Below are 15,339 nucleotides of genomic sequence, written 5' to 3' on the forward strand. Positions count from 1 at the left end.
TTTCATTGCCTTACAAAAGAAAAGGAGAAGCTATGAATCATATCTTATATCAGATCGTAGATGATCTTGCTATTATTACTTTGAATCGTCCAGAAGTGGCAAATGGTTTCCATATCCCAATGTGTGAGGAGATTTTAGAAGCTTTGACCCTAGCAGAGCAGGATCAAGCTGTTCAGTTCATCTTGATTAATGCTAATGGGAAGGTCTTTTCAGTTGGGGGAGACTTGGTTGAGATGAAACGAGCAGTAGACGAAGATGATATCCCTTCTTTGAATAAGATTGCAGAATTAGTCAATACAATTTCTTTTAAAATCAAGCAAATTCCTAAGCCTGTTTTGATGGAGGTAGATGGAGCAGTTGCAGGTGCTGCGGCAAATATGGCAGTAGCAGTTGATTTTTGCTTGGCGACTGACAAGGCAAAATTCATCCAAGCCTTTGTTGGAGTTGGGTTGGCGCCGGACGCTGGTGGGATTCATCTCTTGAGTCGTAGTATCGGGGTAACACGAGCTGCACAACTTGCTATGACAGGTGAAGCCTTGACCGCAGAAAAAGCACTGGAATGGGGCATGGTATACCGTGTTTGTGAAGCTGATAAATTAGAAAAGACAAGAGAGCAAGTTCTGAAAAAATTAAGACGAGGTTCAGCAAACTCATACGCAGCGATTAAAAAATTGGTTTGGGAAAGTCAATTTAAGGATTGGCAAGATTATGCCGAATTGGAATTGAAACTGCAAAAATCTTTATCTTTAACTGAAGATTTTAAAGAAGGGGTCCGAGCACATTCTGAAAGGAGAAGACCAAAATTTTCAGGAAAATAAAAAAATACTTGCACAATTCTTTGAAGTTTGTTATACTTCTTCTATCAAATGTTTTGATTGTGAAAGTTTTTTGAGGAGGAGGGAAAAAGTTTGGACTACCAACAAGTAAATGATTATTTAACATCTATTTTCAATAACGTCCTTGTGATTGAGGAGGTTAGCTTACGAGGTAGTCGATTCAAAGACATCTCCATCAAAGAAATGCACACGATCGATGTGATTGGAAAGTTCCCTGAGGCGACGCCTAGTAAGGTTTCCAAAGAACTGATGGTGACCCTGGGAACGGTTACGACGAGCTTGAATAACCTAGAAAGAAAGGGTTACATTGAGCGTATTCGTTCTGATCAAGACCGTCGTGTGGTCTATCTGCATTTGACAAAGAAAGGTCGTTTGGTTCACCGCCTTCACAAACGATTCCACAAGGCCATGGTCGAAAAAATCATCGATGGCATGAGCCCTGAGGAAAAAGAAGTCATGGGCAGAGGCTTAACGAACCTTTATCAATTTTTGGAGGATTTGAAATAATGGCTTTTGCAAAGATAAGCCAGGTTGCTCATTATGTTCCAGAGCAAGTGGTCACTAATCATGACTTAGCCCAAATCATGGATACAAGCGATGAGTGGATTTCAAGTCGGACAGGAATTAAACAGAGACATATTTCAAAAACAGAGTCTACAAGTGATTTGGCGACAGAAGTAGCTAAGAGCTTGTTGGCTAAAGGGAGCTTAACAGCGGATCAGATTGATTTTATCATTGTAGCGACGATTACTCCAGACTCGATGATGCCTTCCACAGCAGCTCGAGTTCAGGCAAATATCGGAGCTCATAGAGCTTTTGCCTTTGATCTGACAGCAGCTTGTAGTGGCTTTGTATTTGCTCTCTCAACTGCAGAAAAGTTTTTAAGTTCTGGACAGTTCAAAAAAGGGATTGTTATCGGGGCTGAGACCTTATCTAATGCGGTTGATTGGTCAGAACGTTCGACAGCTGTTCTCTTTGGGGATGGTGCTGGTGGGGTTCTCTTGGAAGCGAGCGAAATACGTCACTTCCTTGTGGAAAGTCTCTATACAGATGGCTCTCGGAGCGAGTGTTTGACCTATGGTCAAACGGCTTTGGCTTCTCCTTTCTCAGATCAAGAAGCAGTTCCTGCTTTTTTGAAGATGGATGGACGAGCAGTTTTTGATTTTGCAAATCGTGATGTTGCTAGATCGATCAAAGAAACCATTGAAAATGGTCCAATCGCAGCATCGGACTTGGATTATCTCTTGCTTCATCAGGCAAATATCCGCATTTTGGATAAGATGGCTAAGAAGATCGGTGTTGACCGAGACAAACTTCCAGCCAATATGATGGAGTATGGGAATACCAGTGCAGCAAGTATCCCGATTTTGCTCTCAGAGTGTGTGGAGAATGGCAGGATTCGTTTAGATGGTAGCCAGACGATTCTCCTATCAGGCTTCGGTGGAGGTTTGACATGGGGCACACTCATTCTTACAATCTAGGTAATCATGTGGTAAACACATAGTTATAAATTTTTTATATTTTAAAGGAGTCCTATCATGGCAGTATTTGAAAAAGTACAAGAAATTATCGTTGAAGAACTTGGGAAAGACGCATCAGAAGTAACACTTGAATCTACTTTTGATGATTTGGATGCAGATTCATTGGACTTGTTCCAAGTAATCTCTGAAATCGAAGATGCTTTCGATATCCAAATCGAAGCAGAAGATAATTTGAAAACAGTTGGTGACTTGGTTGCCTACGTTGAAGAGCAAACAAAATAATTAACATATTACTAGAAGGAGTAGGGGAAACCCACTCCCTCTTGTTTAGGTAATAGTTTGAAACTCAAATGATAAACTCGTCGAACTATTACGTAAGCAAGGAATGATGGAGGCACTATGAAAACACGTATTACAGAATTATTGAACATTGATTATCCTATTTTTCAAGGAGGAATGGCCTGGGTTGCTGATGGTGACTTGGCTGGTGCGGTATCAAAAGCTGGTGGTCTAGGGATCATCGGTGGTGGGAATGCACCTAAAGAGGTCGTGAAGGCTAATATCGATAAAATCAAATCACTTACGGATAAACCTTTTGGTGTCAACATCATGCTCTTGTCACCTTTTGTAGAAGACATCGTTGATCTCGTGATTGAAGAAGGGGTTAAGGTGGTTACAACTGGTGCTGGAAATCCAAGTAAATACATGAACCGTTTCCATGATGCAGGAATTACAGTGATTCCTGTTGTTCCAAGTGTTGCTTTGGCAAAACGCATGGAAAAAATCGGTGCGGATGCCGTCATTGCAGAAGGTATGGAAGCTGGTGGGCATATTGGGAAATTAACAACTATGACCTTGGTTCGCCAAGTTGCTGCAGCTGTTTCAATTCCAGTTATTGCTGCTGGTGGTATTGCAGATGGTGAAGGGGCAGCAGCTGGGTTTATGCTTGGCGCAGAAGCCGTTCAAGTAGGAACTCGTTTTGTAGTTGCCAAAGAGTCTAATGCTCATCCAAATTATAAAGCTAAAATTTTAAAAGCTCGTGATATTGATACAACGATTTCAGCACAACATTTTGGACACGCAGTTCGTGCCATTAAAAACCAGTTGACTCGTGATTTCGAGCAGGCTGAAAAGGATGCCTTTAAACAAGAAAATCCAGATTTAGAAATCTTTGAGCAAATGGGTGCAGGAGCTTTAGCTAAAGCTGTTGTCCATGGTGATGTGGATGGCGGTTCAGTGATGGCCGGCCAGATTGCAGGTTTGATTTCTAAAGAAGAAACTGTTGAAGAAATCTTAGAAGATATCTACTACGGTGCAGCTGAAAAAATTCAAGAAGAAGCTGCTCGTTGGGCAGGAGTTACAAGAAATGACTAAAACAGCCTTTCTATTTGCGGGCCAAGGTGCTCAGTATATAGGGATGGGACGTGATCTCTATGACCACTATCCTATCGTCAAGGAAACAATTGACCAAGCTAGCCAAGTCTTAGGGTATGACCTCCGTGACTTGATTGACAATGATGAAGCAAAGTTAAATCAGACTCGTTACACGCAACCAGCTATTCTAGCTACATCCGTTGCTATTTACCGACTATTGAAAGAAAAAGGCTATCAGCCAGATATGGTGGCAGGACTGTCTCTCGGAGAATATTCGGCTCTTGTAGCAAGTGGTGCCTTGGACTTTGAGGATGCAGTTGCCTTGGTTGCTAAACGTGGTGCTTATATGGAAGAGGCTGCACCTGCAGGCTCTGGAAAGATGGTTGCTGTTCTTAATACTCCAGTTGAAGTGATTGAGGAAGCTTGCAAAAATGCTTCTGAAGTTGGAGTAGTGACTCCAGCCAATTACAACACCCCAAACCAGATTGTTATTGGTGGTGATGTGGCTGCGGTTGACCGTGCAGTTGAACTCTTGCAGGAAGCAGGAGCAAAACGATTGATTCCCTTAAATGTATCTGGTCCTTTCCATACAGCTCTTCTTGAGTCAGCCAGTCAGCAACTAGCTGGAGCTCTTGAGGAAGTGAGCTTCTCTGATTTTACTCGCCCACTAGTCGGCAATACGGAAGCTACTGTTATGGAAAAAGATCGAATCCAAGAGCTCTTGACGCGTCAGGTGAAAGAACCTGTTCGTTTTTATGAAAGTATTGCTGTGATGCAGAATGCTGGTGTGACCAACTTTATTGAAATCGGCCCTGGAAAAGTCCTATCAGGGTTTGTCAAAAAAATCGATAAAACTGCTAAGCTAGCTAATATTGAAGATCAAATAAGCTTGGATGCTTTGCTAGGAAACTAGTGACCCCTTCTCCCAGAAAATACAACAGGAAACAGGAGAATAGAATGCAACTAAAAAATAAAAATATCTTTGTTACAGGTTCAAGTCGTGGTATCGGACTTGCTATTGCTCACAAATTTGCCAAACTAGGTGCGAATGTAGTCTTGAATAGTCGTGGGGCAATCTCAGAAGAATTGTTGGCTGAGTTTTCAAACTACGGCGTCAAAGTGGTACCAATCTCAGGTGATGTTTCAGACTTTGCAGATGCCAAACGTATGGTAGATCAAGCAATTGCAGAACTCGGTTCTGTCGATGTCTTGGTCAACAATGCTGGGATCACTCAAGATACACTCATGCTCAAGATGACAGAAGAAGATTTTGAAAGGGTGATTAAGATCAACTTGACAGGTGCCTTCAACATGACGCAAGCAGTCTTGAAACAGATGATAAAGGCACGTGAAGGTGCAATCATCAATATGTCCAGTGTGGTCGGTTTGATGGGAAATATTGGGCAGGCCAACTATGCAGCCTCTAAAGCAGGTTTGATTGGTTTTACCAAGTCAGTAGCACGTGAAGTTGCCAATCGTAATGTGCGCGTAAATGCTCTTGCACCAGGGATGATCGAGTCAGATATGACTGCTGTTTTATCTGATAAGGTCAAGGAAGCGACATTGGCCCAAATCCCGATGAAACATTTCGGTCAAGCAGAACATATCGCAGATGCTACAGTGTTCCTGGCTGGACAGGATTATTTGACAGGACAAGTTCTCGCTGTTGATGGCGGACTTAGCATGTAAAAAATAAGGAAAGATATAGGTAAGACAGATGAAACTAAATCGAGTTGTAGTAACAGGTTATGGATTGACCTCTCCTATCGGAAATACTCCAGAAGAATTTTGGAACAGTTTGCAAACTGGGAAGATTGGAATTGGAGAAATCACTAAGTTTGACCACAGCGAATTTGCTGTGCACAATGCGGCAGAAGTTCAAGATTTCCCATTTGATAAATACTTTGTCAAAAAAGATACCAACCGTTTTGATAACTATTCTTTGTATGCCTTGTACGCAGCTCAAGAAGCGGTGACAAATGCTAATCTTGATGTAGAAGCAATTGATAAAGATCGTTTTGGTGTCATCGTTGCCTCAGGTATTGGGGGAATTAAAGAAATCGAAGACCAAGTTATCCGTCTTCATGAAAAAGGCCCAAAACGTGTTAAGCCATTGACACTTCCAAAAGCCTTGCCAAATATGGCTTCGGGAAATGTTGCCATGCGCTTTGGAGCAAACGGTGTTTGTAAATCAATCAATACAGCCTGTGCCTCATCAAATGATGCTATTGGCGATGCCTTCCGTTCCATCAAGTTTGGTTTCCAAGATGTCATGTTAGTAGGTGGATCAGAATCATCTATCACTCCTTTTGCCATCGCTGGTTTCCAAGCATTGACTGCCCTATCAACTACAGAAGATCCAACTCGTGCTTCTATTCCGTTTGACAAAGACCGTAATGGTTTTGTGATGGGAGAAGGTTCTGGAATGTTGGTTCTTGAAAGTCTTGAACATGCTGAAAAACGTGGAGCAACTATCTTGGCTGAAGTAGTTGGTTATGGAAATACCTGTGATGCTTATCATATGACTTCACCTCATCCAGAAGGCCAAGGTGCAATCAAGGCAATTAAATTAGCTTTGGAAGAAGCAGAAATTTCTCCAGAACAAGTGGCTTATGTCAATGCCCATGGAACTTCAACTCCTGCTAATGAAAAAGGAGAAAGTAGTGCCATTGTAGCTGTTCTTGGTAAAGAAGTACCAGTATCTTCAACCAAGTCTTTTACAGGACACTTACTTGGTGCTGCAGGGGCAGTAGAAGCCATCGCTACAATTGAAGCCATGCGTCATAACTTTGTACCAATGACAGCTGGGACAAGTGAGTTGTCAGACTATATCGAAGCGAATGTCGTTTATGGACAAGGCTTGGAGCAAGAAATCCCTTATGCTATTTCAAATACCTTTGGTTTTGGTGGACACAATGCGGTTCTTGCTTTCAAACGTTGGGAGAATAAATAATTATGAATTTAAATGAGATCAAGGACTTGATGGCTCAATTTGACCAATCAAGTTTGAGAGAATTTTCTTATAAAAATGGAACGGACGAATTGCAGTTCAGTAAGAATGAAGCAAGAATGGCTTCTGAAGCACCAGCTCAAGTTGCTCCAGTGCCAACTGCAGTAGCTGCAAGTCCAGTAGTTTCTGCCCCTTCAACTCCAGTAGAGAGTTCTGTGGAAGAAGCTCCAGCACCAGCTGAAACGACGGTTGCTCCGGAGGGTGATGTTGTTGAGAGCCCACTTGTAGGGGTGGCTTACTTGGCCGCTGGACCAGATAAACCTGCCTTTGTCACAGTTGGAGACAGTGTTAAAAAAGGTCAGACTTTGGTGATCATTGAAGCCATGAAAGTCATGAATGAAATCCCTGCACCTAAAGATGGTGTGGTGACAGAAATTCTCGTTTCAAATGAAGAAATGGTTGAGTTCGGTAAAGGATTGGTACGTATCAAATGATCGATATTCAAGGAATCAAAGAAGCTCTACCCCATCGCTACCCCATGCTCCTAGTGGACCGTGTCTTGGAAGTGAGCGAGGATACCATTGTTGCCATTAAAAATGTGACCATCAACGAACCTTTCTTCAATGGTCATTTTCCTCAATACCCAGTCATGCCAGGTGTTCTTATCATGGAAGCCTTGGCTCAGACTGCTGGTGTCTTGGAATTGTCCAAACCTGAAAATAAAGGGAAACTGGTCTTCTATGCTGGCATGGACAAGGTTAAGTTCAAGAAGCAAGTTGTACCAGGTGACCAATTAGTCATGACGGCTACTTTTGTCAAACGTCGTGGTACGATTGCTGTGGTTGAAGCAAAGGCTGAAGTAGATGGTAAGCTTGCAGCGAGTGGTACTCTTACCTTTGCAATTGGAAACTAAGGAGGTTCTCCATGTTTCGTAAAATTTTGATTGCCAACCGTGGTGAGATTGCGGTTCGCATTATTCGAGCTGCGCGTGAATTGGGCATTGCAACCGTGGCAGTCTATTCAACTGCTGATAAGGAAGCTCTTCACACACTTCTAGCGGATGAAGCTATCTGTATCGGACCTGGTAAGGCGACAGAGTCTTATCTCAATATCAATGCGATTTTATCTGCTGCAGTCTTGACAGAAGCAGAAGCCATCCACCCAGGTTTTGGTTTTCTTAGCGAAAACTCCAAGTTTGCAACGATGTGTGATGAAGTGGGGATTAAGTTTATCGGTCCTTCTGGGGCTGTAATGGATACCATGGGAGATAAGATCAATGCACGTGAGCAAATGATCAAGGCTGGGGTTCCAGTTATCCCAGGGTCTGATGGTGAAGTTCACACAGCTGAAGAGGCACTTGCAGTTGCAGAAAAAATTGGCTATCCAGTCATGCTTAAGGCATCGGCAGGTGGTGGTGGAAAAGGGATTCGTAAGGTTGAAAAGGCAGAAGACTTGGTCGCAGCCTTTGAGACAGCATCCAGTGAAGCCAAGGCCAACTTTGGAAATGGCGCAATGTATCTTGAGCGTGTGATTTATCCAGCTCGCCATATCGAAGTTCAGATCCTTGCGGACCAAGAGGGTCATGTCGTCCATCTTGGTGAACGGGACTGTTCACTCCAACGGAATAACCAAAAGGTCTTAGAAGAAAGCCCATCCATTGCAATTGGCAAAACCCTTCGTCATGAAATTGGTGCTGCAGCCGTTCGTGCAGCAGAGTCTGTTGGCTATGAAAATGCAGGGACGATTGAATTTCTTCTCGATGAAGCGAGTGGTAATTTCTACTTTATGGAAATGAATACTCGTGTGCAAGTTGAACACCCAGTCACAGAGTTTGTTTCAGGTGTTGATATCGTGAAAGAACAGATTCGCATTGCTGCCGGTCAACCTTTACCTTTCAAACAAGAAGATATCGTCCTACGAGGTCATGCTATCGAGTGCCGGATCAATGCAGAAAATCCAGCATTTAACTTTGCTCCAAGCCCAGGGAAAATTACCAATCTCTATCTACCAAGTGGTGGAGTTGGCTTGCGCGTGGACTCAGCAGTTTATCCAGGTTATACCATCCCTCCTTACTATGATAGTATGATTGCCAAAATCATTGTTCATGGGGAGAATCGTTTTGATGCTCTTATGAAGATGCAACGGGCACTTTATGAACTTGACATTGAAGGGGTACAAACCAATGCAGACTTCCAGTTGGATCTGATTTCAGACCGCCGAGTTATCGCTGGTGACTACGATACTTCCTTCTTGATGGAAACTTTCTTGCCAAAATACCAAGAAAAAGAATAGACTTTCAAACAGTATGAGAACTAAAAGGGGGAGTTATGGCTCTATTTAGTAAAAAGGATAAATATATTCGGATCAATCCTAACCGTTCCGTAAGGCAGAAACCACAAGCCAAGCCTGAGGTTCCGGATGAACTCTTCTCCCAGTGTCCTGGTTGTAAACACACCATTTACCAAAAGGATCTTGGGAGCGAACGAATTTGTCCCCATTGTAGCTATACTTTCCGTATTTCAGCTCAGGAACGCTTGGATTTGACGATTGATTCTGACAGCTTTGTGGAGATGTTTACGGGTATTGAAACTCAAGATCCATTAAACTTTCCTGGCTACCAGAAAAAACTAGCTAGTATGCGTGAAAAGACAGGTTTGGATGAAGCAGTACTGACTGGTACAGCTAGCATTAAGGGACAAAAAGTTGCCTTTGGGATCATGGATTCAAACTTTATCATGGCTTCTATGGGAACCGTTGTGGGTGAAAAAATCACACGCCTGTTTGAGTATGCAACGGTAGAAAACTTGCCAGTCGTTCTCTTCACAGCTTCTGGTGGAGCCCGTATGCAAGAAGGAATCATGAGCTTGATGCAGATGGCTAAGATTTCTGCAGCAGTTCAACGTCATTCCAAGGCAGGACTTTTTTACTTAACTATTTTAACCGATCCGACAACAGGTGGGGTGACCGCTTCTTTTGCTATGGAAGGTGATATTATCCTAGCGGAGCCACAGAGTTTGGTTGGTTTTGCTGGGCGTCGTGTTATCGAAAATACAGTTCGTGAGACCTTGCCGGATGACTTCCAAAAGGCAGAATTTTTGCTTGAACATGGATTTGTTGATGCAATTGTCAAACGGAGAGAATTGCCTGAAACAATTGCTAAATTAGTGAGATTGCATGGAGGAAGTCGCGGATGAATATTGCAAAAATAGTCAGAGAGGCACGCGAGCAGAGCCGCTTGACCGCCCTTGATTTTGCCAATGGAATCTTTGAAGAGTTTATCGAATTGCATGGAGATCGCTCTTTCCGCGATGATGGTGCGGTTATCGGTGGAATTGGCTGGTTAGGTGAACAGGCAGTAACTGTCGTTGGTATCCAAAAGGGAAAAAGTCTTCATGACAACCTCAAACGGAATTTCGGGCAACCTCATCCAGAAGGTTATCGTAAGGCCTTACGCTTGATGAAACAGGCAGAGAAATTTGGCCGTCCAGTTGTGACCTTTATCAATACGGCGGGTGCTTACCCAGGTGTTGGAGCTGAGGAACGTGGACAAGGTGAAGCAATTGCCCGAAACCTGATGGAAATGAGTGATCTCAAGGTTCCAATCATCGCGATTATTATCGGTGAAGGTGGATCTGGCGGGGCCCTAGCTCTAGCCGTAGCTAACCGTGTCTGGATGTTAGAAAACTCAATCTACGCAGTACTTAGCCCTGAAGGATTTGCCTCTATCCTTTGGAAGGATGGCAGTCGTGCTATGGAAGCAGCGGAATTGATGAAAATCACTTCACATGAACTTCTAGAAATGGGAATCGTAGACAAGATAATTCCAGAAGAGGATTTCTCAAGTAAAGAACTGCTAGCTTGTGTTAAAAGTGAATTGCGTGTAGAACTAGATAGGTTGAAAGAACTACCACTCGACCAACTTATCGAAGAACGTTACCAACGCTTTAGAAAATACTAAGAATGACTAAATGAGACTAGAAAGGTCTCATTTTTTATGGAAAAATGCAATTCAGGACGAAAAATTGACAGTTGAGGAGATGGACAGTAAAATAGACAAAAAAGATGTATACTGTAGATGTAAGCTTACAAAAATTTATTTTAAGGAGCTACTTGATAGGACAGGTACAGATACATTTACTGTTCTTTCAACTGAGGACTTAGAGCAAACTTCAGGTGGTCGAATGATTTGGGCAGTTGATGATAGGCATTGGGATTCGCCATATGCATATAGTTTAGCGACAGAATGGAGTACAATACTGACTCATGCGACTAGACGTGCTTATGGTATTGGCTATTAATAAATTAAAGGTGTAAGTATGAAAAAACTAGGGCATTTAGGGGTATATACATTACTGGTATTCCTATCGGTTTATCTACCAGAATTAGGGGTTGTGCATCTAACTAAGTTTTTAGGATGGGGGATAGATGGCTATTCTATCATTTCACTTGTTTGGGAACTAGTTCTTGTAGTCTTATTTGTCTTTTGGTTAAAAAAGAAAGAGATGCTCTATATTTTTGAAAAAAAGGGCTCAAATAAGTCAAGATTCTTTTACCTTTTATTTGGGCTGGTGGCAACTTGTTTTGTTCGCCAATTGGTGGATACTTTTCAGATACAGTATCACTATTTAGTTGATAACAAGTATATTTTTCAAAAGTTGCTTTCTATCCTTTATTCAAATGGACAACCAACTTTTCTATCAACTGTTCTTAGTTTTATTTTAATAGTAGTAGTCGCACCTATATCAGAGGAACTAATTGATAGAGGGTATTTTATGAATACCTTCTTTCACCAGTCCAAGTATTATTTGGATGTTATCCTATCTGCTCTCATCTTTGGGATTAGCCATTTAATCCTAACTCACCGAGATCCTATCAGTTTGATCATTTATAGTTTTGTTGGTCTTTTCTTTGCTCTAGTATATCGGTGGACAAAGAACTTAACAATCACCATCCTGTGCCATAGTTTTTTTAACTTTCTCAATCATGCAAAACCTATCTGGATTTTTGTTTACAATTATATCTATTATCATTTTTTTAGATAGTAGGAAGTAAAGAAAAAAGTGTTTGATAATTGTCAAACACTTTTTCTTTTTACTGTTCTTCTGTTACAAACTGGCTGAGCAGTCCATTGATAAAACGAGCAGATTTTTGATCTGAGAAGTCCTTTGCAAGCTCGATAGCTTCATTAACAGCAACCAGCTGAGGAGTGTCAAATGAAGTGATTTCAAAGATTCCCAAGCGAAGGAGGTTTCTCTCCACGAGCGTTAAGCGTTCAATAGTCCAACCTGCTTTTAAATGCTGTGTGATTTGCTTGTCTAGTTCTTCCTTTTTAGCTTGAACACCAGAAACGAGGTCTGTCAAAAAGGCTGGAAGTTGTACATCCGTATCTTCACGATCATGAGTATAGGCGAAACGACAAGCAGTTTCGACATCCGTACCGAACTCAAGACTCATGAGAGCTTGAAAAGCGCATTTACGGAGTTGGCGTCTAGATTCTAATAGTGGACTAGTCATTGAGGAAGTCCTCGTCAAATAGATCTTTCAATTCTGGTTTTGGTGTTTTATCTGGAACGATACCTGCAACGTGAACATTGATAGCAGCGAGTTCTACATCAGCCATATTGCGGACCGCATCTTTAACAGCTTTCTGGATCGCAACAGCTACCTTAGGAACTTTTACTCCGTACTCAAGGTAGAGATAGATATCTGCTGTGAGTTCTTCGTCCACGTTTTTAAGATAAACACCACGGCCGAGAGAAAGTTTTGAAAGGGTGTCAGATACTGATTTGTTTGAAAAAGAGTGTACCCCCTCTACCTTCGCAGTAGCGATAGCAATAATTTTTTCAAGTACACGTGGGGCGATAACGATTTCGCCAAGTTGTTCTTCAATTCCCATAGAATGACCTCTTTCTAGAGATTAGGCACGAGAAACGTAAGTTCCTTCTGCAGTGTTGATAACGAGTTTTTGTCCTGCTTCGATGAAGTCTGGAACGTTTACGACAAGTCCAGTTTCCATCGTTGCTGGTTTACCAGAACCTGTAACAGTAGCACCTTTGATAGATGGTTGAGTTTCTGTAACTGTCAATTCAACAGTAGTAGGAACGGTGACACCAATCACTTCAGTTCCGTAGAATTGGATCTTCACATCAGAGTTTTCAAGGATGTAAAGCAACTCGTTTTCAACGTTGACTACAGGAATTTCGTATTGGTCGTAAGTTTCTGTGTTCATGAAGTAGGCTGTGTCATCCATTTTGTACAAGTATTGAGCTGGGACAGTCTCGATGATAGCTTGTTCAAATTTTTCCTCTGGACGATAGCTTGTGTCAAATGTAGAACCAGTACGGACATCGCGCAATTTCATACGCATGATTGTGTTTCCTTTACCTGGTTTGTGGTGGCTAGCTTCCAAAACGCGGATCAATTTTCCGTCAGCTGTTTCAAAGGTCATACCAGCCTTTAATTTACTTGCTTCAATCATGTTTTTACCTCTTTAATAAATAATTTACTCTTTATTGTACCATAAAAGACAACATTACTCAAATATCAGAAGGAGCTTAATTAGTTGACTGGTACGATATTACCATCTTCGTCTTTAGTAACGAGGACGTATTTTCCATCGACTTCGATGTAAAAATTCTTGCTGGCAGTTTGTCCAGTGTTTTGAGCCGGTGCTTGATTTTGAACTTGTTGGCTTAGTTGACCACCGAGAGTTTGGCCAAGATTCATGCCCATAAACATGTTCATCCCATTGCCATTTCCTTCGTTGGAAGCTGCAGCAATGAGCGCTTCGTTGCGAGCACGGCGTTCTTCGATTTCAATCGTGTTGTACTTCATTGCCACGAGTTCACTATCAAGTTTACGAACGATATCAAGACTTTCTTGGTCGTAGCTGAGGTCTTCAAGCAAGATGTTAGTTGCTTCAATCCCGTAGAGACCTGTCCAAACCTTGTTGACCTCTTGTTTAGCGAGTTCGTTAAAGATGTCTTGATTGGCATTGAGGCTATAAATATCAACCTTGTTTTCGTTGGTATATTTGGCAATGGCAATCGCAATTTTCGGTGCAATACTTTGACGGAGCGTTCCTTGAGCTACATCCTGGAGAGTGAATGGCTGTCCGTCAGTAATTTGACGGCTAACAGAACTCACGTAGAAGAGGACTGGGTCTGCTATTTTTACATCAAACAAGCCATAGAAACGGATGTTGAGCAGTTGTTGGTAACGTTCGCTGAAGTATTCTACCGCATTTTGTGTGCCGAACTTATTGCCCGCGATGGGTTGCATGCGGATAAAGATGATTTCCTGTTGGGTGATGACTTGTCCACCAAAAGAGAAACGGTTTTTAAAGTTTTCCCAAGTGCCTTTTAAACCACCTTTTTCAAGGAGCCAGGCGTTATCACCAGCTTGCCATTCGTGGCTACCAGCTTCGAGGACTTCACCAAGGAAGGTACCGTTGTTTACCAAAACAGCGGTATAACCTTGGGGAACGATAACCACACTGCCATCTGACAAAAGGCCTGTATTTTGATTGCTGTGACGAGAACGTCCATCTGGGTCTTTAGTGAGCAATTGACCTTTGACGGCCAAGGCGTCGCCAGAGACATTATCTGGAAGGACAATGGCTTCCTTGAATTTACTATCATTAAAACTATTTAAGCCTGCTGATAAGGCTGCACGTATAAATCCCATAATTCCTCCTAATTATAAAGCTCGTCTTCATCCACAACATCATAGGTATCCAGTACCCATTGGTTTGGACTGCGAGAGAGATTGGCACCACAGTAGTCGCACTCACTAACTGCAGAGATTTTCAATGGGGCGCCACAGTTTGGACAGTGGTCGCTCACAACTTCGTCTGGATTGACTGCTTGCGTTTGGCTACCGTGTTGACGGATAAAATTTAATTGATACACGGTGAAGAGATCTTTTTTAGGGTCTCCTTCAAGGACACGGCGAGTCTCATCGTCAATGACATAGTCCCGCAAGGTAGATGACAGGATCACCACTAAGGTATCGTTTCCGTCAGGATTTTCAATGAATTCCTTGATGCGAACATTTTCGATACAAACTTTCTCTAAAACATTGGTTGTTTTAGCTCGAATATGGTCCTCAAGTTGAGTACTGTGTTGAGAGTAGAGACTGGTACTTTCCAAAGCACGGACAGAGTTCCAATTTTTCTCAGTCCAGGCAACCTGCAATTTAAGGTAGACTTCCTTAACCCAAGATGTGAAGGCTTCCGCGTCAAAGTTTGGATCCCCGTATTTCACACGACTAATGGCCAGTGTGTTTTGTTCAACTCGACGATGGAGCGTTTGATAATCATTACTAGTGTAGGTTGAACTCGAATCTCCAGATTTATTCTGCAAGGATTTGACGATAACAACTAGTATGATTCCTCCGACTAATATGAACATAAATCCTAGATAGGGAGAGCTAGCAGAACTGTCAGAGGATGATCCATATCCAGAGCGGTAGTAGTGGTAGGATGAGCCACCAGAACGACTTCCACCTCCACTTGAGCGGCTGCTACTTCTGGAGCTACTGCGGCTACTCCCTCCACTTCTGGAATGTCCGACACCCGCATCAACGATTTGAGGCACGGATAGAAAAACAAGTAATAAACAGGTCATTAAAAGAGCATAAAACTTCTTCATGTGTCTCCTAACTATATGATTGGAAAGGTAGCTGGCTAGACTACTGG

General features: G+C 42.3%; 20 protein-coding genes. 15 read left to right on the plus strand and 5 right to left on the minus strand.

Annotated elements, in window-relative coordinates; translation table 11 throughout:
- The first annotated feature begins 32 nt into the window (after nt 1-32).
- The 15 genes from MK396_RS02655 (at nt 33) to MK396_RS02725 (ending at nt 11,683) form a co-directional block, all read left to right on the plus strand.
- On the plus strand, nt 33-818 hold the full coding sequence (locus MK396_RS02655; protein WP_268723572.1) for an enoyl-CoA hydratase: 786 nt from the start codon (nt 33-35) through the stop codon (nt 816-818).
- A 90-nt stretch (nt 819-908) separates the two neighbouring features.
- Nucleotides 909-1,343: a MarR family winged helix-turn-helix transcriptional regulator gene (locus MK396_RS02660; RefSeq protein WP_000386335.1), complete on the plus strand. Its 435-nt coding sequence runs from the start codon at nt 909-911 to the stop codon at nt 1,341-1,343.
- Complete coding sequence (locus tag MK396_RS02665; protein WP_268723573.1) at nt 1,343-2,317, plus strand: beta-ketoacyl-ACP synthase III; 975 nt, start codon at nt 1,343-1,345, stop codon at nt 2,315-2,317. The genes MK396_RS02660 and MK396_RS02665 overlap by 1 nt, the downstream gene beginning before the upstream one ends.
- 57 nt (nt 2,318-2,374) lie before the next feature.
- Nucleotides 2,375-2,599 carry an acyl carrier protein gene (locus tag MK396_RS02670; RefSeq protein WP_000257840.1) on the plus strand — a complete coding sequence of 75 codons (225 nt, stop codon included), beginning with the start codon at nt 2,375-2,377 and terminating at the stop codon, nt 2,597-2,599.
- A gap of 117 nt (nt 2,600-2,716) precedes the next feature.
- Nucleotides 2,717-3,691 carry an enoyl-[acyl-carrier-protein] reductase FabK gene (fabK, locus tag MK396_RS02675; RefSeq protein ID WP_247917851.1) on the plus strand — a complete coding sequence of 325 codons (975 nt, stop codon included), beginning with the start codon at nt 2,717-2,719 and terminating at the stop codon, nt 3,689-3,691.
- Nucleotides 3,684-4,604: an ACP S-malonyltransferase gene (gene fabD / locus MK396_RS02680; RefSeq protein WP_247917850.1), complete on the plus strand. Its 921-nt coding sequence runs from the start codon at nt 3,684-3,686 to the stop codon at nt 4,602-4,604. The genes fabK and fabD overlap by 8 nt, the downstream gene beginning before the upstream one ends.
- A 44-nt stretch (nt 4,605-4,648) precedes the next feature.
- Nucleotides 4,649-5,380 carry a 3-oxoacyl-[acyl-carrier-protein] reductase gene (gene fabG / locus MK396_RS02685; RefSeq protein ID WP_268723574.1) on the plus strand — a complete coding sequence of 244 codons (732 nt, stop codon included), beginning with the start codon at nt 4,649-4,651 and terminating at the stop codon, nt 5,378-5,380.
- A 28-nt stretch (nt 5,381-5,408) separates the two neighbouring features.
- Nucleotides 5,409-6,644, plus strand: a complete 1,236-nt coding sequence (gene fabF / locus MK396_RS02690) for a beta-ketoacyl-ACP synthase II (protein WP_268723575.1) — start codon at nt 5,409-5,411, stop codon at nt 6,642-6,644.
- A 2-nt stretch (nt 6,645-6,646) separates the two neighbouring features.
- Nucleotides 6,647-7,135: an acetyl-CoA carboxylase biotin carboxyl carrier protein gene (gene accB, locus MK396_RS02695; protein ID WP_001052302.1), complete on the plus strand. Its 489-nt coding sequence runs from the start codon at nt 6,647-6,649 to the stop codon at nt 7,133-7,135.
- Complete coding sequence (fabZ, locus tag MK396_RS02700; protein ID WP_000565515.1) at nt 7,132-7,554, plus strand: 3-hydroxyacyl-ACP dehydratase FabZ; 423 nt, start codon at nt 7,132-7,134, stop codon at nt 7,552-7,554. Before accB ends, fabZ begins: the two co-directional genes overlap by 4 nt.
- Before the next feature lie 11 nt (nt 7,555-7,565).
- The gene (accC, locus tag MK396_RS02705; protein ID WP_000488663.1) at nt 7,566-8,933 is read left to right on the plus strand and encodes an acetyl-CoA carboxylase biotin carboxylase subunit; all 1,368 of its coding nucleotides are present in this window, start codon (nt 7,566-7,568) and stop codon (nt 8,931-8,933) included.
- A gap of 35 nt (nt 8,934-8,968) precedes the next feature.
- Nucleotides 8,969-9,835, plus strand: coding sequence for an acetyl-CoA carboxylase, carboxyltransferase subunit beta (gene accD, locus MK396_RS02710; protein ID WP_268723576.1), 867 nt, complete (start codon nt 8,969-8,971; stop codon nt 9,833-9,835).
- The gene (locus MK396_RS02715) at nt 9,832-10,599 is read left to right on the plus strand and encodes an acetyl-CoA carboxylase carboxyl transferase subunit alpha (RefSeq protein ID WP_213988323.1); all 768 of its coding nucleotides are present in this window, start codon (nt 9,832-9,834) and stop codon (nt 10,597-10,599) included. The genes accD and MK396_RS02715 overlap by 4 nt, the downstream gene beginning before the upstream one ends.
- 133 nt (nt 10,600-10,732) lie before the next feature.
- Nucleotides 10,733-10,939 (plus strand): hypothetical protein, encoded by a 207-nt coding sequence (locus MK396_RS02720; protein WP_268723678.1) that lies wholly within the window; start codon nt 10,733-10,735, stop codon nt 10,937-10,939.
- A gap of 18 nt (nt 10,940-10,957) precedes the next feature.
- Nucleotides 10,958-11,683 (plus strand): CPBP family intramembrane glutamic endopeptidase, encoded by a 726-nt coding sequence (locus MK396_RS02725; RefSeq protein WP_268723577.1) that lies wholly within the window; start codon nt 10,958-10,960, stop codon nt 11,681-11,683.
- 49 nt (nt 11,684-11,732) lie between these two features.
- Here MK396_RS02725 and nusB read toward each other — a convergent pair whose 3' ends face one another.
- From nusB to MK396_RS02750, 5 genes are all read right to left on the minus strand, one after another.
- Nucleotides 11,733-12,155, minus strand: a complete 423-nt coding sequence (gene nusB, locus MK396_RS02730; RefSeq protein ID WP_061597978.1) for a transcription antitermination factor NusB — start codon at nt 12,153-12,155, stop codon at nt 11,733-11,735.
- Nucleotides 12,148-12,537, minus strand: coding sequence for an Asp23/Gls24 family envelope stress response protein (locus MK396_RS02735; RefSeq protein WP_198460086.1), 390 nt, complete (start codon nt 12,535-12,537; stop codon nt 12,148-12,150). The genes nusB and MK396_RS02735 overlap by 8 nt, the downstream gene beginning before the upstream one ends.
- 21 nt (nt 12,538-12,558) lie before the next feature.
- Nucleotides 12,559-13,119, minus strand: coding sequence for an elongation factor P (gene efp, locus MK396_RS02740; protein ID WP_198460085.1), 561 nt, complete (start codon nt 13,117-13,119; stop codon nt 12,559-12,561).
- An 80-nt stretch (nt 13,120-13,199) separates the two neighbouring features.
- Nucleotides 13,200-14,327, minus strand: coding sequence for an SPFH domain-containing protein (locus tag MK396_RS02745; protein ID WP_198460084.1), 1,128 nt, complete (start codon nt 14,325-14,327; stop codon nt 13,200-13,202).
- Nucleotides 14,328-14,335: 8 nt separating this feature from the next.
- Complete coding sequence (locus MK396_RS02750; protein ID WP_254725021.1) at nt 14,336-15,292, minus strand: zinc-ribbon domain-containing transport protein; 957 nt, start codon at nt 15,290-15,292, stop codon at nt 14,336-14,338.
- Nucleotides 15,293-15,339: the final 47 nt, after the last annotated feature.

It is taken from the genome of Streptococcus oralis (assembly GCF_026782235.1).
Lineage (GTDB): Bacteria > Bacillota > Bacilli > Lactobacillales > Streptococcaceae > Streptococcus > Streptococcus oralis_CC.